Annotated in this window: 17 protein-coding genes and 1 tRNA gene; 7 read left to right on the top strand and 11 right to left on the bottom strand. The window is 62.4% G+C overall.

All coding sequences use genetic code 11. The features are described 5' to 3' along the window. Window positions 1–170: 170 nt before the first annotated feature. Window positions 171–1,082, bottom strand: coding sequence for a haloalkane dehalogenase (locus HWV23_RS15070; RefSeq protein ID WP_178291207.1), 912 nt, complete (start codon window positions 1,080–1,082; stop codon window positions 171–173). Window positions 1,083–1,186: 104 nt separating this feature from the next. Between HWV23_RS15070 and HWV23_RS15065 the strand changes: the two genes are divergently transcribed. The 5 genes from HWV23_RS15065 (at window position 1,187) to HWV23_RS15045 (ending at window position 4,962) form a co-directional block, all read left to right on the top strand. Continuing rightward, window positions 1,187–1,795 (top strand): VOC family protein, encoded by a 609-nt coding sequence (locus HWV23_RS15065; protein WP_178291206.1) that lies wholly within the window; start codon window positions 1,187–1,189, stop codon window positions 1,793–1,795. 71 nt (window positions 1,796–1,866) lie between these two features. Next, on the top strand, window positions 1,867–2,187 hold the full coding sequence (locus tag HWV23_RS15060) for a ubiquitin-like small modifier protein 1 (RefSeq protein ID WP_178291205.1): 321 nt from the start codon (window positions 1,867–1,869) through the stop codon (window positions 2,185–2,187). Next, window positions 2,184–3,221 (top strand): MBL fold metallo-hydrolase, encoded by a 1,038-nt coding sequence (locus tag HWV23_RS15055; protein ID WP_246282700.1) that lies wholly within the window; start codon window positions 2,184–2,186, stop codon window positions 3,219–3,221. Before HWV23_RS15060 ends, HWV23_RS15055 begins: the two co-directional genes overlap by 4 nt. A gap of 73 nt (window positions 3,222–3,294) precedes the next feature. After that, on the top strand, window positions 3,295–3,546 hold the full coding sequence (locus HWV23_RS15050) for a helix-turn-helix domain-containing protein (RefSeq protein WP_178291204.1): 252 nt from the start codon (window positions 3,295–3,297) through the stop codon (window positions 3,544–3,546). Between the two features lie 63 nt (window positions 3,547–3,609). After that, on the top strand, window positions 3,610–4,962 hold the full coding sequence (locus tag HWV23_RS15045) for an aryl-sulfate sulfotransferase (protein WP_178291203.1): 1,353 nt from the start codon (window positions 3,610–3,612) through the stop codon (window positions 4,960–4,962). Window positions 4,963–4,967: 5 nt separating this feature from the next. On the opposite strand, the gene HWV23_RS15040 is transcribed toward HWV23_RS15045, so the two are convergent. The 5 genes from HWV23_RS15040 to tatA all read right to left on the bottom strand — a co-directional run bounded on the left by HWV23_RS15040 (window position 4,968) and on the right by tatA (window position 8,393). Beyond that, entirely contained in the window at window positions 4,968–5,330 is a 363-nt protein-coding gene (locus HWV23_RS15040) for a cupin domain-containing protein (RefSeq protein ID WP_178291688.1), read from the bottom strand. Window positions 5,331–5,772: 442 nt separating this feature from the next. Beyond that, the gene (locus HWV23_RS15035; protein ID WP_178291202.1) at window positions 5,773–7,422 is read right to left on the bottom strand and encodes an ATP-binding protein; all 1,650 of its coding nucleotides are present in this window, start codon (window positions 7,420–7,422) and stop codon (window positions 5,773–5,775) included. Window positions 7,423–7,646: 224 nt separating this feature from the next. Continuing rightward, window positions 7,647–7,720: transfer RNA gene (locus HWV23_RS15030), tRNA-Arg, on the bottom strand. A gap of 38 nt (window positions 7,721–7,758) precedes the next feature. Then, window positions 7,759–8,070: a twin-arginine translocase TatA/TatE family subunit gene (locus HWV23_RS15025; RefSeq protein ID WP_178291201.1), complete on the bottom strand. Its 312-nt coding sequence runs from the start codon at window positions 8,068–8,070 to the stop codon at window positions 7,759–7,761. Window positions 8,071–8,138: 68 nt separating this feature from the next. Continuing rightward, a complete protein-coding gene (tatA, locus tag HWV23_RS15020) occupies window positions 8,139–8,393 on the bottom strand; it encodes a twin-arginine translocase TatA/TatE family subunit (RefSeq protein ID WP_178291200.1) in 255 nt (84 codons plus the stop codon). Window positions 8,394–8,536: 143 nt separating this feature from the next. On the opposite strand from tatA, the gene HWV23_RS15015 reads away from it, so the two are divergent. Both HWV23_RS15015 and HWV23_RS15010 read left to right on the top strand, forming a co-directional pair. Further along, on the top strand, window positions 8,537–9,016 hold the full coding sequence (locus HWV23_RS15015) for a redoxin domain-containing protein (RefSeq protein WP_178291199.1): 480 nt from the start codon (window positions 8,537–8,539) through the stop codon (window positions 9,014–9,016). Between the two features lie 38 nt (window positions 9,017–9,054). After that, the gene (locus HWV23_RS15010; protein ID WP_178291198.1) at window positions 9,055–9,873 is read left to right on the top strand and encodes an HD domain-containing protein; all 819 of its coding nucleotides are present in this window, start codon (window positions 9,055–9,057) and stop codon (window positions 9,871–9,873) included. A gap of 32 nt (window positions 9,874–9,905) precedes the next feature. Here HWV23_RS15010 and HWV23_RS15005 read toward each other — a convergent pair whose 3' ends face one another. The 5 genes from HWV23_RS15005 to HWV23_RS14985 form a co-directional block, all read right to left on the bottom strand. Beyond that, window positions 9,906–10,490 (bottom strand): DUF7504 family protein, encoded by a 585-nt coding sequence (locus tag HWV23_RS15005; protein WP_178291197.1) that lies wholly within the window; start codon window positions 10,488–10,490, stop codon window positions 9,906–9,908. Window positions 10,491–10,492: 2 nt separating this feature from the next. Then, window positions 10,493–11,110 (bottom strand): HalX domain-containing protein, encoded by a 618-nt coding sequence (locus HWV23_RS15000; protein ID WP_178291196.1) that lies wholly within the window; start codon window positions 11,108–11,110, stop codon window positions 10,493–10,495. Window positions 11,111–11,300: 190 nt separating this feature from the next. Beyond that, entirely contained in the window at window positions 11,301–12,842 is a 1,542-nt protein-coding gene (locus HWV23_RS14995) for an Ig-like domain-containing protein (RefSeq protein ID WP_178291195.1), read from the bottom strand. 4 nt (window positions 12,843–12,846) lie between these two features. Further along, entirely contained in the window at window positions 12,847–14,877 is a 2,031-nt protein-coding gene (locus tag HWV23_RS14990; RefSeq protein WP_178291194.1) for a type II secretion system F family protein, read from the bottom strand. Beyond that, complete coding sequence (locus HWV23_RS14985; protein ID WP_425487438.1) at window positions 14,874–16,580, bottom strand: type II/IV secretion system ATPase subunit; 1,707 nt, start codon at window positions 16,578–16,580, stop codon at window positions 14,874–14,876. The genes HWV23_RS14990 and HWV23_RS14985 overlap by 4 nt, the downstream gene beginning before the upstream one ends. Window positions 16,581–16,590: the final 10 nt, after the last annotated feature.

The raw sequence follows: 16,590 nt of genomic DNA, 5'->3' as shown, positions 1-16,590 counted from the left end.
AGGCAGTCACGGTCGATACCTGACGGCGCGTGCGTAGTCGGGGAGGGCGCAACATCGGTCTCGTTGCGAGATACGTGGTCACCCTAAAACAGTATTTGCAGAACGCGGTTTCTGTTCGCGTTCCTATATGAACGCGAACCCCGCAGTCCGGCGGCCGTTACCGTCGCGCCTCAGGTCCGCTGAACGAACTCGACGACTTCCTCGGCGATTTCCTCACCCGAATCCTCCTGCAGGAAGTGCATCGCACCCTCGATCCACGTATCGGGCTGTTCCTTCGCGGTCGGAATCAGTTCCCGGAGCGGGTCCCGGGCGTTCCGCGTGATGGGGTCCGAATCCGAGAAGAGGACGAAGGCGGGCTTTTGCCACTCGCTGAGGCGTTCCTTGGCCTCGCGCATGGTGTCGGCGCCCTCGTCGTCCGGCGAGTGGGGAATATCGAAGGGCAGCGACCGGGCACACGCCTTCGATTCCTCGGTCGGGAACGGCGCCTCGTAGGCCGCGACGACCTCCTCGGGGAGTTCGGTCCCGGTCGCGTTCTGGATGAGCATGCCGATGGGCAACTCGTCGACGTTCTCGACGAAATCCGCGAACTCGTGCCAGGCGTCGGACATCTCCTGTGTCCCGTCGGGGATGCCGGTGTTCATCGCCACGAGGCGGGCGAATCGCTCAGGGTGGTGGCCCGCAAGCGCCAACCCGATGAGGCCGCCCCAGTCCTGACAGACGAGGGTGACGTCTTCGAGGTCCAGTTCGTCGAACAGCAGCGTCTCGAAGCACTCGTAGTGGAGGTCGAACCCGTAGTCGTCGGGGTCGGTGTACTTGTCGGAGCGGCCAAGACCGAGGAAATCCGGGACGATGACGCGACCGTGTTCCGAGAGCGTCGGGATGAGTTTGCGGTAGAGGAAGCCCCACGTCGGTTCGCCGTGCATGAGGAGGAACGTTTCATCGCCTGCGTGGCCGCTGCCACGTTGCTCGACGTCGACGTAGGCCATCTCCGCGCCGTCGTCGGTGACGGGTACCTTGTCGTGGGGATACTCGTAGTTCGGGACGTCCTCGAAGGCCGATTCGGGCGTGCTAATGTAAGTCACGGAGGGGTAATCCGCGGGATGGATTATAATTGTTAGGTTATACCTCGCCACGCAATAACATTGCTTAGCCTTGTCTACTTGTGGGACCAGTCCGTACGGCCGATATGGAACACACACCGGAGTTCGACGTGACCGCTGAGGCGCCGGACAGCCCCGTTCACACCATCGGAACCGACCACATGACGGTCATGGGCGGCGATTCCGCCGGGACCATCGCCTTCTACCGGGACCTGCTGGGGATGCCGCTGGTCCTCGAACAGCCCAACCTCGACCAGCCCGAACTGACACACCTGTTTTTCGACACCGGCGACGGCCGCATCCTCACCTTCTTCACGAAGGAAGGCCAGCGCACCCGCCCCCAGCGCGGCCCCGGCAACGTCCACCACCTCGCCTTCTCCATCGCGCCCGAGGAGTTCGACGACACCAAGCAGGCCCTGCAGGCGGCCGGCTACGGCTTCAACGAGTTCGACCGCGGCGCCTTCCACTCGCTGTACACGCAGGACCCCGGCGGCCTTATCGTCGAGTTGGTCGTCGAGAAGTACGACATCCCCGACGACCGACGCGGCGAGGTGCTGGCGCTGGCCCACGAAAAGCGCGTCGAGGCCGGCGCCGGGTTCGTCGACGACGAACACATGCAGGAAGCCCTCGACGAACTGGGCCTCGATCCCGAACCCCAGTTCGCGGGCGACGCGCCGACCGGGGCCGGCGTCTGATGGCCCCTGCGAAACTGACCGAAACCACCCGCGAACGAAACCTTTTGCCACGGCGGGACCCACGAAGGTGTATGCGTGTCGAGTTCGAGTTCTACGCCACCCTTCGCGACGCCGTCGGCGAGAAGGCGGTCGTTCGCGACCTCGAAGCGGGAACCTCCGTCGAGACGGCGCTGCACGCCGTCGCCGATGTGTACGAAGGACTGGAGTCGCTAGTCTTCCGGGCCAACGGCGCCGTTCGTCCGAACGTCACCGTCGCGGTGAACGGCCAACCGATGAACCAGACCGACCCGGCCGATATCGAGTTGTCCGACGGCGACACCGTCGTCCTCTCGCCCGGCGTCTCGGGCGGGATGGGGATGAGCACCGGCGCCCCCACGGAGGCCCGACCATGACCGACCCCGCGCTCGGGTTCGAGTTGGGCATCGTCTCGCTCGGCAACACCGCCTTCGAGGGGAACAACAACTGCTACGTGCTCGGCTTGGAGGAAAGCGCCGAGACGACGCTCATCGATACCGGCGTCGGCGTCCCCGAAACGCGCGAGCAGTTGCGCGAGGGACTCGCCGACTACGGCCTCGACTTTGCGGATATCGACCGAGTCTTCCTCACCCACCACCACGCCGACCACACCGGCCTCGCCGGGGAGATACAGGCCGAAAGCGGCTGTGCGGTCTACGTCCACGAGGCTGACGCGCCGCTGGTCGAACAGGACCCGGACGCGATGGCGGCCTCGGAGGACCGCCTCCGGAGTTGCATCGACGAGTGGGGCATGCCCGAGGACAAACAGGAGGAACTGCTGGCCTTCCTCGATTCGACGTCGGGCATCGACGGCGACCCGGCCGAGGTGACCACCTTCGAGGGCGGCGAAACCTTCGATATCGGCGCGACCGAACTCGAAGCCGTCCATATGCCCGGCCACGCCGCCGGCCTCGCCGGCTACGCCTTCGACGGCCGCGACGGCGAGGAGGTGTTCAGCGGCGACGCGCTGTTGCCCTACTACACGCCGAACGTCGGCGGCGCCGACACCCGCGTCGACGATGCCCTCGCGAAGTATCTCGATACCCTCGCCGGCATCGTCGACCGCGGCTACACCCGCGCGTGGCCCGGCCACCGCGGCCCCATCATCGACCCGTCGGGACGCGCCGCGGACATCGTCCACCACCACCGTGAACGGACCGAACGGGTCATCGGCGTCCTCGAATCCGGGCCCGCTACCCCGTGGGAAATCAGCGCCGAACTGTTCGGGTCGCTATCGTACATTCACATCCTCCACGGCCCCGGTGAGGCTTTCGCCCACCTCGAACACCTCGAAGACGCCGGTATCGTGCGACGCGAAGGCCGCGCGTTCGCCCTGCTGGAGGACGACCCCGACCTCGATGCGCTGTTCCCCGACGTCTCCGCAGGGGCCGAGCACCACCCCGATATATAAAACCAGCACCGGATGTGTGTCGCCGCCACCACACCGAACGACCATTAAACGGGTCCCCGCCGTTCTATTGGATATGTCCGAAACGGAATCGCCAGTCGAGTCCCTGCCACCGAGCGCGAAGCTCGTTTATAAAACACTCGAGTACGAGGGCTCTCTCACCCAGTCCCAACTCGCCGAGGAATCCCTGCTCCCCCAGCGGACCGTCCGCCACGCCCTCAAAAAGCTCGATAATGCCGGCGTCGTCGAGGAATCCGTCTACCTGATGGACGCCCGGAAGTCGACCTACACCGCCGTCGACGCCGGGACCGAAGCGCCGACCGCCTGAGGCGGTCGCGAGGAAGCCGCCGACCACGAACGCTTTTTTAATCCCCCTTCCCTCGGGGACCGTATGGACCGCTTTCGCGAGATGGCGACCAGCAAAACCGCCATCAGGCTGTTTTCCATCCTCGTTCTGCTGTTGGTCGGAGTGACCCTCGCCCACGCCGCGACGACCGGCCTCTCCACCCAGACTGCGGCCGACGTGCCCGAAGCGCCGCCGACGGACAACGTCACCGTCGTCACCGAATCCGCCCGCGCCGGCACGCTCATCGCCTACGCGCCCAACGGGAGCGTCCTCTACTACAACAACAGTCGCACGAAATACTTCGACGTCGACCCTGTCGAAGGCGACGCCATGACCGTCGAGTACACCGCGACCGACACCATCCACACGCAGGGACCGACCTGCAGTGACCCGCCCTGTGCGTACAACACCATCGAGCGCGCCAACCTCTCGACCGGTGAGGTGACCGAACTCTACGGTCGCTACGACTACAAGGAGACCGCCGGGGAGTGGCACGACGCCGACCGCATCGACGAGAACCGCCTCGTCGTCGCCGACATCGTCGCCGACCAGGTATTCATCGTCAACACCGAAACCGAAGTCGTCGAATGGCTCTGGGACGCCCAGTCCGAATACCCCGTGGAAGGCGGCGGCCCCTATCCCGAGGACTGGGCCCACGTCAACGACGTCGAGGTGCTCGATGACGGCCGCATCATGGTCAGCCTCCGCAATCAGGACCAGGTCGTCTTCCTCGACCGCGAAACGGGCCGCGTCGACGACTGGACGCTCGGTGAAGAGGACGATTACGACATCCAGTACGAACAGCACAACCCCGATTACATCCCCGAAGAACAGGGTGGGCCTGCCGTCATCGTCGCCGACTCCGAAAACGGCCGGGTGCAGGAGTTCCAGCGCGTCGACGGCGAATGGGAACGCTCCTGGCAGTGGGCCGACGACCGCCTCCAGTGGCCGCGGGACGCCGACCGCCTCCCCAACGGCAACACGCTCATCGCCGACACCAACGGCAAGCGCGTCATCGAGGTCGGCCACGACGGCGATATCGTCTGGCAGGTCCCGATGACCCACCCCTACGACGTCGAACGCCTCGGAACCGGTGACGAGAGTTCGGGGGGCCAGAGCGCTCGGTCACTCGGCCTCGAATCCCGGACCGCTGAAAGCCCCGCCGACACCGAAAGCGGCTTCGACCCGCTCGCGGGCCTCTCGGCTGCCGTCCACGCCGTCGTTCCCCATCGCGTCGTCAACGGCGTCCTCTATGTCGGCCCAGCGTGGATGGGCCGACTGGAGTTCTTCGCGGTCGGCGTCGGTGCCATCGTCGGCCTCGGCTGGCTGGGCGCCGAACTCAGTTGGCGGTTCCCCGGGATTAGCGTTCGGTCGCCGGTCTACCGCAAGGACGAATAGCGCGGTTACTCGATTCGTTCGACCTCGGCCGTCAACTCGTCGTCGACGTTCCCGGTGTTCTGCGTCCCGCTCGGCTCGAACAGCAGTATGTCCGCCCCCTCGTCGGCGACCGGCCGGTGTTCGACGCCCCGCGGTACGATGACGAACTCACTCTCCCGAAGCACGACGTCCGACTCCTCGCGTAACTCGATACGGAGTTGGCCCGAGACCACCAGAAATAGCTCGTCGGCATCGTCGTGCTGGTGCCAGACGAACTCACCGTCGGCCTTGGCGAGTTTGACTGCCTGCCCGTTGAGTTCGCCCGCCAGACGTGGTGACCACGGCTCGTCGAACGAGTCGAACGCATCGCTCAAATCGACTTTCTCCATGTCGTGTTGCGAAAGCACGGCTATCGACTTGCCTGTGTCGGACCGATGGACGAACTACGTATACGGCTTCACTCGGCGATAGCCGGGGCAGCATACATACATCGGAATAAGTCAATCGTTTCACAAAATGGATAAAAGGCCGTATTTTCACGCGAGAACGCTGATGTACTATGCAGAAAATCGGTAGACGGAGGGGTACGTTGAAAATCGAATTCGAATGTCCGTGTGGCGAGGCGACGTGTTGGAAGCCTGACCGGAATGCGGAGGACGACGTCCACTTCATGTGTGAGAACTGTGGGTCCCGGTATGCGGTCTCGTTTACCCGACTCGTCGATGGGACGGCGACATAAGGCCATTACCGGAAACTCCCGCGTCGCTTGGGGGCGTAGTGCTGATTGAATAGGCCGCGAACCACGAGAAGGACCCGTTCGTCCCGTTACGGCTACCGTGACGAGTCCGTCCGAATCTCGAACCGTGCCCCGCCACCGGCGGCCTCCGTTATGTGAATCCTCCAGCCGTGGGCTTCGACGATCTCCCGGACGATTGGCAGTCCGAATCCGGTCCCCTGTTCGGCCGTCGAAAACCCTGGCTCGAACACCTCCCCTCGAACCTCGGCCGGAATCCCGCCCCCGTCGTCAGCAACGTAGAAGCCCGGCGCTTCGGCCAGCGCTCCGACCGTGACCGTAACGTCGGGCCCACCGTGTTCGACAGCGTTCCGAAAGAGGTTCTCGAACAACTGCTGGAGCCGCTCGGGGTCGGCTTCCACCGACGTATCAAGCCCGTCTTCGACCACCAACGAGGCATCGGGGGCATCCACCATCTCCCAACTCCTCGTCGCGAGGGGAGCCACCCGCACGGTCTCGGTTTCGTCGATTTGTCGACCGGTGCGAGCCAGCGTGAGCAACTCATCGATGAGTTCCTCCATCCGGTCGAGGGCATCCCTCGCCGGCTCCAGATGCTCCGGCTGGGTGCCCTCCTCCAGCGACAACTCGACGCGGCCTTTGGCCACCGACAGCGGGTTCCGCAGGTCGTGGGAAACGAGGCTCGCGAACCGCTCTAATCGCTCGTTTTGCCGCTCCAACTGCCGCCGGTACTGCTCTCGGTTGGTGATATCCGTGAGCGTAATCTGCCGGCCCAACCGGGCGGTGTTGGCCGAAAACTGGTTCACCGTCACCCGGTAATACCGCGTCCGCCCGTACCTGTCGAGTTCAAGTATCGAATCGGAATCGTCCGATACGTCGGCAACCGACGGGAGGACAGCCGTGAGGGAGTCGCCCCGCGTGTCCCCAAGGGCGGGAAAGAGCTGCTGAGCAGCGCGGTTCCAATCACGAACCTTCCCCTCCGCATCGACCAATATCATCGGGTCGCCCGTCTCGCCCGTGAGGTGAATGGCCTGAAATCGCTCCAGATAGACGTAGGACACGCCGACGGCGAAGGCAGCCACACCCAGCGGCGAGTACGTAAGCGGGAGGAGATACGGGGTAGTCGCGCCGAGCACGTCGAGGGCGACCGGAAGCCCCGTCACCGAGACGACGACGAAGAGGGGTTTCGTGTCGTAGCTAACCTGTGCGAACAACTCGAAAAGCATGAAAACGCCGATGAAGGCCAACGCGTAGGCCAGCCCCATCACGACCCAGTGTAGCGGGCCATGATGAATCACCAGATGCGAAAACGGCGTGGTCGCCATCCCCGTCGTGAAGTACTGGCCGTGCAGCGGGTTCGTGACCTTGAGGGCCGTGACGGCGAGGAAGACGCCGACGGCGGCCCAGCGGACGGTCGAATTGCGGTGGAGCGACCGCCCGGTGTAGGCCGAACAGAAGTACAGCCACGGGCCGACGGCGGCGAACCCGACGACGAGTCCCACGACGTACAACGCATACTGGGTGGCCGGTGTCGGGGCGACCAGATATCCGACGTGTGCGAGCGCCCAGCCACCACTCAACAGGAGGAAGGAAGCAAGGCCTCGCCGCGAATCGGCATCCTCGATATAGCGCGCACGCGGCAGACCGCCGAAACAGAGGGTCGCAGCGACGCCGAACGCCAGCACGTACCCCCAAATCGGGGCGAACGTGAGGGACTGCAAGCCGTCCATTAAAGGGGAAATCTCCGGCCGTCATTAAGTATGTACGCCAAGGTGGGAGATTACCGAGACAAAGCGGGCACAGCGGGAGCGAGCGATCGAAGTGAGCAAGCGGGCGTGACGGGATTCGAACCGAGTGGAGACGGTCGGCCTCGCTTCGCTCGGCCGCTGCGATTCCCCGGGTCCGAATCACGTTCCGGTTCGCTCCTCGTTCGCTGCGCTCGTGCGTCGCTGCACGGGCGTGACGGGATTCGAACCCGCGCTCTAGAGGTTAGGAACCTCTCGCCGTCGTCCACTAGGCCACACGCCCGACTATCGAAGCGAAAAACGGATGCGCAAAACCGGGCGTCAGTTGGTTTCTTCTTCGGGTTCCGATTCGGTCTCGGATTCGGCGTCCGCGACCTCGAATTCCTCGGTCTCGTCGTCGGTGGTCGAGGTGCCGGCGTCCTCGGTACTGTCGCCCGTCGCGCCATCGCGCATCTCTTGGAGTTCCTGTTCGACTTCCTCGCGGCCCTTCTGGAACTCGCCCATCGCCTCGCCGGTCGAGCGAGCGAGTTTCGGAATCTTGTTCGCGCCGAACAGTAGGACGGCGATCAACAGGATGATGAGCAGTTCGGGACCACCCGGAAGCCCGAACTGCAGTGGGATCAGGTCTACCATCGTATTTCGGGCTAGTCCAGACGCGATTATAGGCTTTTTCCTCGGTCCCGCGAAAAGAGACGTATCGGTCAGGCGTTCGAACGTTCGGTGTCACCGGCCGGCTCGGCTTCCTCGACCTCGTCGGCCTCGGCTTCGGGAGCTTCCTGCATCTCTTCGAGTTCCTCTTCGACTTCCTGTCGCCCTTTCTTGAACTCGCCGGTCGCCGACCCCATCGACCGCGCGAGGTCGGGGAGTTTGCTGGCGCCGAACAGCAGGATTAGCACCAGGGCCACGAGGCCGAGTTCCATGGGTCCGAGCCCACCGATGAACAGTAGCGTTTCCATATCTCCCACTTCGCGGCACCACTTGTAGGCCTTTCGCCGCGCCGTGTTTACTCGATACATACAGTAAGTATCCACATACCTGCCGGAACATGTCCCACGCCGAAAGCCATACCTTGAAGCCGTATCCACCGTTTGCGTCGGATATGGTCAACGAAGGCGACGACGCACCCGACTTCACGGCACCGATGGCACACCCCGACGGCGATATCGAGGAGGTTGCCCTCTCGGACCTCATCGACGACGGCCCCGCCGTTCTGGCGTTCTTCCCCGGCGCGTTCACGAGCGTCTGTACCGGCGAGATGGTCACGTTCCGCGACCGCCTCGACAATATCACGGAAGCCGGCGCCGACCTCTACGGTATCAGCATCGACACCCCCTTCGCCCTCGACGAGTTCGCCGACGTGAACCAACTGAACTTCCCGCTTATCAGCGACTCGAACAAGGAACTCATCGACGCCTACGACGTCGAGATGGACTTCGAGGGACTCGGCCTGACCGGCGTCGCCAAGCGCGCGGTCTTCGTGGTTGACGAATCCGGCACCGTCACCTACGCGTGGGTCTCCGACGACCCCGGCGTCGAACCCGACTACGACGAGGTCGAAGCCGCCGCGGCCGACGCATAGGGCGGTCGTTTTTTCTCGCCGGCGCACCTCTCGCCGCCATGAGCAGCGACACCGACGGCGACGAGGGGCGCGTCTACGACCCCGACGCCGACCACGCCTTCCCCGACGAGCGCCTCAACGATGCCCTCGACCTCATCAGAGACGACCCAGAAATCACGGCGTATCTCGAAGCCCAGAACGTCAACCCCGTCGCCCGGAAGGGGTACAACGACCACGGCGCGAAACACATCGAAATCGTCCGGAACCGCGCCCTCCAACTGTACGACCTCCTGAAAGCCGGCGGCGTCGGCTTCAACGGCGCCGTCCAGCAGGGCCTCGACGAGGCCGACGAGAGCGTCATCATCGCCTTCGCGGCGACGCTGCACGACATCGGCCACGTCGTCCACCGCGACGACCACCCCTACTACTCCATTCCGCTTGCGGCCGACATTCTCGACCGACTCCTCGACGAGATGGACGTCTACGATACCGCCGACACCGTCCGGATGAAAGGCGAAATCCTCCACGCGATTCTCTGTCATCACACCGAAGAACAGCCCCTGACCCACGAGGCCGGCGTCGTCCGCGTCGCCGACGCACTCGATATGGAGCGCGGCCGTTCGCGCATCCCCTACGAGAAGGGCGGACGCGGCATCAACACCATCTCCAGTCGCGCCATCCGGAAGGTGTCGCTCCAGCCCGGCGACGAAACGCCCGTGATGGTCGAAATCGAGATGACCGACGCCGCCGGCGTCTATCAGGTCGATGAACTCCTGAAGCACAAACTCCACGACTCCCGCATCGAGGAGGACGTCCGCATCGTCGCCGTGAAAACACAGACCGACACCGACGAACTGATAGAACGCATCGAGATGTAATCGCGGAGGCGTAATCGCGCGATGAAACCGCGCTACTCCTGAAACCCGGTCCCGCGCAACTCCGCGTTCCCGTCGGTGAGTTGGGCCTCACAGTCGAAGACGGCCCGAATCGTGTTGTACGTCTGGTCCTCGTGCATGCTCGGGTCCATAGCGAAGGCGCCGAACATCTCACCCGAGCGGATGCGCGCGGTGAAGACGTGCAGGAACCGGAACATCGTCCGCGTCTCCGCGTACATGAGCGCCGTCGAAATCGAAGCAAAGCCGATTCGCGTCGGCACCGAGTCGTCCCACTTGTCGACCAGTTTGGCGAATTCCAGACTGATACCAGTCAGGTCGCCGGGCGAACTCAGATGTCGTACCTCGACGTCCTCGACGGTCGCGTCGTGGCTCGTACAGTCGATGATACCGATTTGCTCCCGTTCGACCCCCCGGTCGAGGAGTTCGGAGGTGACCCGGTCGGCCCCCTTGTTCGTCGTGATGACGATACACCGCTCGTCGTCGGCCGGCGCAACCGCATCGAGAAGCCGCGCCTCACTCTCGGCAGTCGGCCCGGTCAACAGGAGGCTCGTCCCCGGGTCGAACGACAGACCGGCTCCGAGTTCGGCGACGCCATACACGGTCAGTCACCCCCATCGTCGGCCCTATCACCCTCGCTTCCCTCCTCGTCCGCTTCCTCGATATCCCTAACCATCGCGACGAACTCGTCGCTTTCCATATCCGGCAACGCGGCATCCAGATCCGCCCGGAGTTTCGCGATGCGTTCTTCGAGTTCGGCGAACTCCTCGCTTTCCTGCAGTTCCTCCTCGGATTTCGTCGACTGCAGCGCCGCCTGCTTCGAAACGAGCGCGTACAGTTCCTGTTCGAGTTCGGCGAACTCCGAGCGCCCGAGCAGGCGTTCGACCGTCTGCAGCAACTCCTCGCGTTCGACCGGCTTGGTCAGGTAATCGTCGAAGCCCATCCGGATGACGTCGAAATCCGGTTCGACCGCAGTCACCATCGCGACCTTACAGTCGGGAATCCGCTCTTGGACCTCCTCCAGTACCTCGTCGCCGCTCATCCCCGGCATCAGCCGGTCCAGAAGGACGACCTCGACGTCCTCGTCCATCTTTTCGAGGGCCTCCTCGCCGCCCCCGGCAGTCCGGACGTCGTACTCACCCTCCAGCCACCGTACGTATAGTTCGATAAGTGCTCGCTCGTCCTCGACTACGAGCACCGTCGGTTTCTCGTCCTCGGTCATTCAGTTATCCGGTATTTCCCCTCTAGGGACCTATAACTTGGCTTCGACATATGATACAGAAACGTGACTTAGAATCGTATTCAGAGAATCGATGGGAATACCGACTGTATTAGATATCCGTCGGCATGGGTTATTGATTCTGAGAGAGCGGATTCATTAATACGCCAGAAGCATCAAAGGCGAAGTTTCTCTAAGAATTATCTCTCGGAGAAACGAAATATATGGATTGCTCGCCGTTAGACAGAATCACCGTCATGACGAAGTAATCGTCAGTAGTGACATCATACGAATCACCCCCATTAACGAACCCTACTTGAATATTTGAGGCCGGGTCAAGGCTATTGCTACTTTCAAACTCTCCAGACACTTCACCACTTAGCGTGTTGGAGCCGTCGGTCATCTCCCACTCATCCGGAGGAGTACTGCCTCCACCTGGACTGTAGTAATTCACTCGTACAGCTTCGAACTCAAGGTTATTCGAAGCGTTAAATTCCATAGTAACTCCCGAGCCAGTACTGTCGTCCGGGTTAAGGAAATTCCCGATATCATCCCAGATATCCGTATTTATCCATGCATCTTGCAACCGAACACCGCCACTGGGATTAATCACGCCGCCGGGTGCGAGCACGTTCACATCGTACTCAGCGCTGCATCGGTCACCACCAGAACAACCCACTATCGTACCGACGGCGGTCCCAGTCGTGGACGGCGAAACCGACATCACGGCATGTCCCTCGCTCGACGTGTTTACGGTCTGTGTGTTCCCGTCAAGTTCGATTTCGACTTCTTCACCTGCTACCGGATTATTGTATTTGTCGCGTACTTCGAAGATGACGCTAGTGTTCCCGCCAGCACCGACGTCCGTAACCGCGTCTTCAGCAGGAACGATGTAGTGCGCATCGGGCTTATCGACACCCGACTCCAGTCCGAGACCGGCCATCCTGAGCGTGTACCGTCTGTCGCCATCGAGCGTTATTCTGACGGTTCCTGCGGTCCCGTTTTGGATAGTAACGTGGCTTTGGTCCCCGTAGTATTCCTGCCAGACCGAAACCGGCAGGTCCGTCGGAAGTTCCAGCGTGATATCGTTGTTACCTTCCCCTTCAATCGTCACCGGCCGTGCCGGCGCACTCACCGGCCGAACGTCGACCGACTGCGTATCGCCCGCGGTCCGCGAATAGTCTCCCGCCATAAAGAGGAGATTGATATCCGTATCGTCGATGACGGAGCCGGGGTTCTGGACGGTCGTACCGCTCCGGAATCTGCTGTAGAGGATTCCGTATTCGTAACGAATCTGTGGCGCGTTCTGCAGTTCGTTGTACGTGACGTTGTAGTGAAGGGTACGGGTATCGACCTTGACGTCGCTTCCGTTGAGATAATCGTCAACCTCTGGGTCAGTCGCTGTCGCGTTTTCTATCGTTACGGTTTGATTCTCGCTGGTCGATAGTGACCCCTGTACCCGTGGCGGATTGAAAAACAGCATCCGCGTCGGATAGCCCGTTCCGGTTTTTATGCTAACCGACTGCTTGTCACCGCTGTTCGCCACTTCGGAGGCGGTTGCATGAAATCCGGCGAAGTCACCTTGGACGTCCTGACTGTGCTCGAATTCGACCTGCTGGTTTGCGGCCGGCACCGCTTGGGTCTGCATAATCGCCAACAGCGCGACCAGCACGCCGAAGACGAGAATCGCGCCGACGACCTCCGATACGCCTCTGGTGTCGTTTGTGAATGTCATTGGTTTAGATGAGCATGAAGACCACGAGGGTGATGACCACGAGGCCGATGCTGTATTTCAGTCCCGCGAGGACTTCGTTCTCCGCGAGTTTCCCGGCCAGCAGGCCGCTACCGATACCCTGGATGAGCGCCGAGTGGAAGAACACCGTCCGGTAAATCTGGACGGGGACCTGCCCCACGTTGATGACGCCAGCGGCGCCGCCGGCCGCCTGATTCTGGCTCACGCCCTCGGCAGCATCCGTCGTCAACTGGCTAATCGGCGTCAGATAGCTGGTATCCAGCATGACGACGACCGCCAGATAGACGAGGAAGCCGATGATGACGATGGCCGTGTAGGCGCTCATCTCGCTGCGTCGCTTGCGTTCGATCTGGTGGCGGTTGCGGGTGTCCTCCGCGGCGATGGAGATGATCTCCGCGAGGTCGCCGGAGGAGTAGTTACCCTTGGCGATGAGTTTCATCGTCCGCGTGACCTGCGGGACGCGCAGGCGGTTCGCGAACTGCAACAGCGCCCGCTCGATGTCGTGATTCCAGCGGATGTCGTTGCGCACCTTGCGGAGCTCCTCCGCGAGGACGCCCTCGGACCACCGCGCGACGAGGTTCAGCGCGTCGACGAGGCGAATCCCCATCTGGTTGGCGCTGGAGAGGATGTTCAGCGTGTCCGGGAATCGCTTTTCGATTTTCTTCTGGCGGCGCCGCTTGCCCTCATAGAAGATAGCCAGCGGAACCGTCGTGATGAGGAACGGGATGACGAAGAGGCCAATCGTCGACTGAATCGGCATCTCGAGCATTCCGCTGAACGATCGGGGTACGGCGCCCGTTCCGAGCAGGAAGAGCAGGCTGAACAGCGCGATGGGAACGCTCACGACGAGGGAAAGCAGCGGGCTCCGGTCGCGGATGTGCTGGATCGGGTTCGCCAGCATCTCCCGACGGGCGTTCCGTTGCTTTTCGGTCTCGTAATCCTCGTAGAGCGGGTGTTCGGTGACCTGCGTCCCCCACTCGCGTTCGAATTCGCCCTCGTCGACTTCCAGTTGGTCGGTGTGTTCCGCGTAGGGCTTCGAGAGGATGTCGACGGCCACGAGGAAGGCGAGCATCCCGAACGGCAGGCCGACGTAGACGAGGAAATACGTCTGCAGGAGCGCCTCACCGCCGAGCAGGCTGATGACCAGCAGCGTGACGATGAGGAACAGCGGCGCGGCGACGAAGGCGACGACGAAAATCTCGGAGAGAATCGACAGCGTCCCGAGGAAACTGTCCTGTTCGTCGCGGGCCTCGTCCATGTAGGTCTCGGCTTCGTCTTCGAGGAAGGCAGCGAAGTCGCTCCCCGAGTCCAGCACCGATATCATGTCGTCGATGAACTGTTCGAGGTTCTCGCTGGGCGTCAGGTTTCGCGCGTCACGAAGCGCCGTAAAGAGGTCGTTACCGAACAACTCGACGTCGCGGACGACCATGTCGAACTCGTTGGAAACCTCGCCGTAAACCTCCTCGGCGTCCGCGAGTTCTTTGACCACCTCGAAGGTGTTCATGCCGCCGTGGGAGAGGGCGTACATGTAGACGATGGCGTGCGGCAGGAGGACGTTGATGTTCCGCTCGCGGCTGCTGACCTGCATTCTGGGGTAGTAATACCCCGTCCCGAAGGCGCCGACGGCGAAGAGGGCCGTCGAGAAGACGACGATGAGGAGGCTCAGAACGACCGCGACGGGCATCGACTCGATGCCGACGGCGGCGAAGCCACCGAATGTAATCATCTGGACGGCGAACAGCGCGCCGAGGAAGAGCCCGACGGCGGCGGCCATCAGGGTGTACCCGACGATACGGGTGAGATAGATGTCGTAGGTATACCCCATGCGGGCCTGATTGAGCCACCGCTGGAGGTCCCGGAACCGTTCGGGGTTCATCAGGAACCACGTGCGGATGCGGCCGTGCTGTTCGCGGAGGCGCTCGCGGTCGGACTCCGAGAGGTCGTGCCGTTCCGGGAAGTACTGCTCTAGCTCGTAGTCCGGAATCGGACTCGCGTCTTCGAGGTTTTCCTGGCTCATTCCTCTCGTATGTCCTCGACGGTCAGGGTACCCGCCTCGACTTTCTCCATCAGGTTGGACTTGTTGTTACCGAACATGTGGATGGCAGAGGTCACGTTGTCGTAGCCGTCGATGTCGTTGTCGACGAGATACTGGAGGAACTCCCGGCGTTCCCGGAGTTCCTCGGCGAGTTCGCGGCCGCTCCACCCGCGGTCGTCGGCGATTTCCTGCAGCACCTGCGAGTTGTTCACCCGCTGGATGGTGTCGGCCTCGGCGTCGCGGTCGAAGATGTCGATGGCGCGAATCGAATCCTCCCCGTCGCCGCTGGGGAGGATTTCGGTCACGCCGTCGTTGCGGCGCACGCGGTCACCGTCCTGGAACGTCTGCTTCTGGATGGAGATGATGTCCAGTTCCAGAATCATCTGGACGGGGACGTTCAGCGGCTTGTTCTCCAGCCGATTGAGCACGCCCTCGACGCTTTCGGCGTGAATCGTCGTGTAGGCCGTGTGGCCGGTCCCGATTGCCTGGAAGAACGTGAACGCGACGTTCTGCTCGGTTCGAATCTCACCGACCAGCAGGTATTCGGGCCGCTGTCGGAGCGCCGCCTGCAGGAGTTCGTACATCGACACCTGCCCGCGGCCCTCGGCGGTCAGCGACTCCCGCGTCAGGCTCTGAATCCAGTTGTCGTGCGGGAGTTTGATCTCCCGGGTGTCCTCGATGGAGACCACCTTCGCGTCCTCGGGGATGAACATCGACACCGCGTTCATCGAGGTGGTCTTCCCGGACCCCGTCCCGCCGGAGAAGATGAGCGAGCGGTTGTTCTCGATGGCCAGCCAGAAGTAGGCCATCTGCTCGACGCTGAAGGTACCGCTGTCGATGAGGTCGATGGGCGTGAAGGGGATGTTCGCGAACTTCCGAATCGTGAAGTTCGACCCCCGTGTCGCCACGTCCGAGCCGAAGGTCAACTGGACCCGAGACCCGTCCGGCAGCGTCCCGTCCATCAGCGGTTCGGAAACCGACACCTGCTCGCCTGCACGCTGAGCCAATCGGAGCGCGAAGGAGGACAATTCCTGCTTGTCGAAAGTGATGTTCGACGGCAGGTCCCGGTGCTCGAAGTGGTAGACGTAGACCGGGATGTCGATACCGTCACAGGAGACGTCCTCGATGTTCGGGTCCCGCATCACCGGGTCGATGGGACCGAGATGGACGAAGTCCCGGAGGAGGTAGTATTTGAGTTTGAGCAGCGACCCGTCCTCGATGGTCGCGGCGGCGTGGTCGGAGATAATCTCCTTGGCCTTCTGCTCGAAGATTTCCTCGCGGTCGTCCTCGTCCTCGAGGTCCTGATACATCAGGCTGTTCCGGAGGATTTTGACGAGGTCCTCGCGGACGTACTCCTCGAACTCCGTCAGATGCGGTTCGTGGACGTGATATCGGAGTTTGTCCTCGCCGTCACGTCGGAGAATCGAGACGTAGGCGTACGGCTTGTTGACCCAGAGGCGGTCGATTTCCTCGTGGTTGTCGAGATACGAGAAATCGAAGAATCGACCCTTGATGAAGTCGAGGTCCGGCCGTTCCGCGAACGATTCGTCGATATCCGTCTCCTCGAAGTACTCGTTTACCTCCCGGAGGATTTCGCCCTTTATCGGGTGGTCGGAGACGAGCATCCGCTCGTCGTCGACATCGCGGTTGACGGCGGGTTCTTGGCCGGGCCCCTCGTCAGCCAACTCCTCGTCG

Origin of the sequence: Natronomonas halophila (assembly GCF_013391085.1) — an archaeon.
Lineage (GTDB): Archaea > Halobacteriota > Halobacteria > Halobacteriales > Haloarculaceae > Natronomonas > Natronomonas halophila.
The sequence above is the reverse complement of the archived record's forward strand: the minus strand, read 5'-3'. Positions and strand labels throughout refer to the sequence as shown.

Coding starts and splice junctions, on each gene's coding strand:
- HWV23_RS15065 (WP_178291206.1), top strand. CDS start 1,187: ATGGAACACACACCGGAGTTCGACGTGACCGCTGAGGCGCCGGACAGC.
- HWV23_RS15060 (WP_178291205.1), top strand. CDS start 1,867: ATGCGTGTCGAGTTCGAGTTCTACGCCACCCTTCGCGACGCCGTCGGC.
- HWV23_RS15055 (WP_246282700.1), top strand. CDS start 2,184: ATGACCGACCCCGCGCTCGGGTTCGAGTTGGGCATCGTCTCGCTCGGC.
- HWV23_RS15050 (WP_178291204.1), top strand. CDS start 3,295: ATGTCCGAAACGGAATCGCCAGTCGAGTCCCTGCCACCGAGCGCGAAG.
- HWV23_RS15045 (WP_178291203.1), top strand. CDS start 3,610: ATGGACCGCTTTCGCGAGATGGCGACCAGCAAAACCGCCATCAGGCTG.
- HWV23_RS15040 (WP_178291688.1), bottom strand. CDS start 5,330: ATGGAGAAAGTCGATTTGAGCGATGCGTTCGACTCGTTCGACGAGCCG.
- HWV23_RS15035 (WP_178291202.1), bottom strand. CDS start 7,422: ATGGACGGCTTGCAGTCCCTCACGTTCGCCCCGATTTGGGGGTACGTG.
- HWV23_RS15025 (WP_178291201.1), bottom strand. CDS start 8,070: ATGGTAGACCTGATCCCACTGCAGTTCGGGCTTCCGGGTGGTCCCGAA.
- tatA (WP_178291200.1), bottom strand. CDS start 8,393: ATGGAAACGCTACTGTTCATCGGTGGGCTCGGACCCATGGAACTCGGC.
- HWV23_RS15015 (WP_178291199.1), top strand. CDS start 8,537: ATGGTCAACGAAGGCGACGACGCACCCGACTTCACGGCACCGATGGCA.
- HWV23_RS15010 (WP_178291198.1), top strand. CDS start 9,055: ATGAGCAGCGACACCGACGGCGACGAGGGGCGCGTCTACGACCCCGAC.
- HWV23_RS15000 (WP_178291196.1), bottom strand. CDS start 11,110: ATGACCGAGGACGAGAAACCGACGGTGCTCGTAGTCGAGGACGAGCGA.
- HWV23_RS14995 (WP_178291195.1), bottom strand. CDS start 12,842: ATGACATTCACAAACGACACCAGAGGCGTATCGGAGGTCGTCGGCGCG.
- HWV23_RS14990 (WP_178291194.1), bottom strand. CDS start 14,877: ATGAGCCAGGAAAACCTCGAAGACGCGAGTCCGATTCCGGACTACGAG.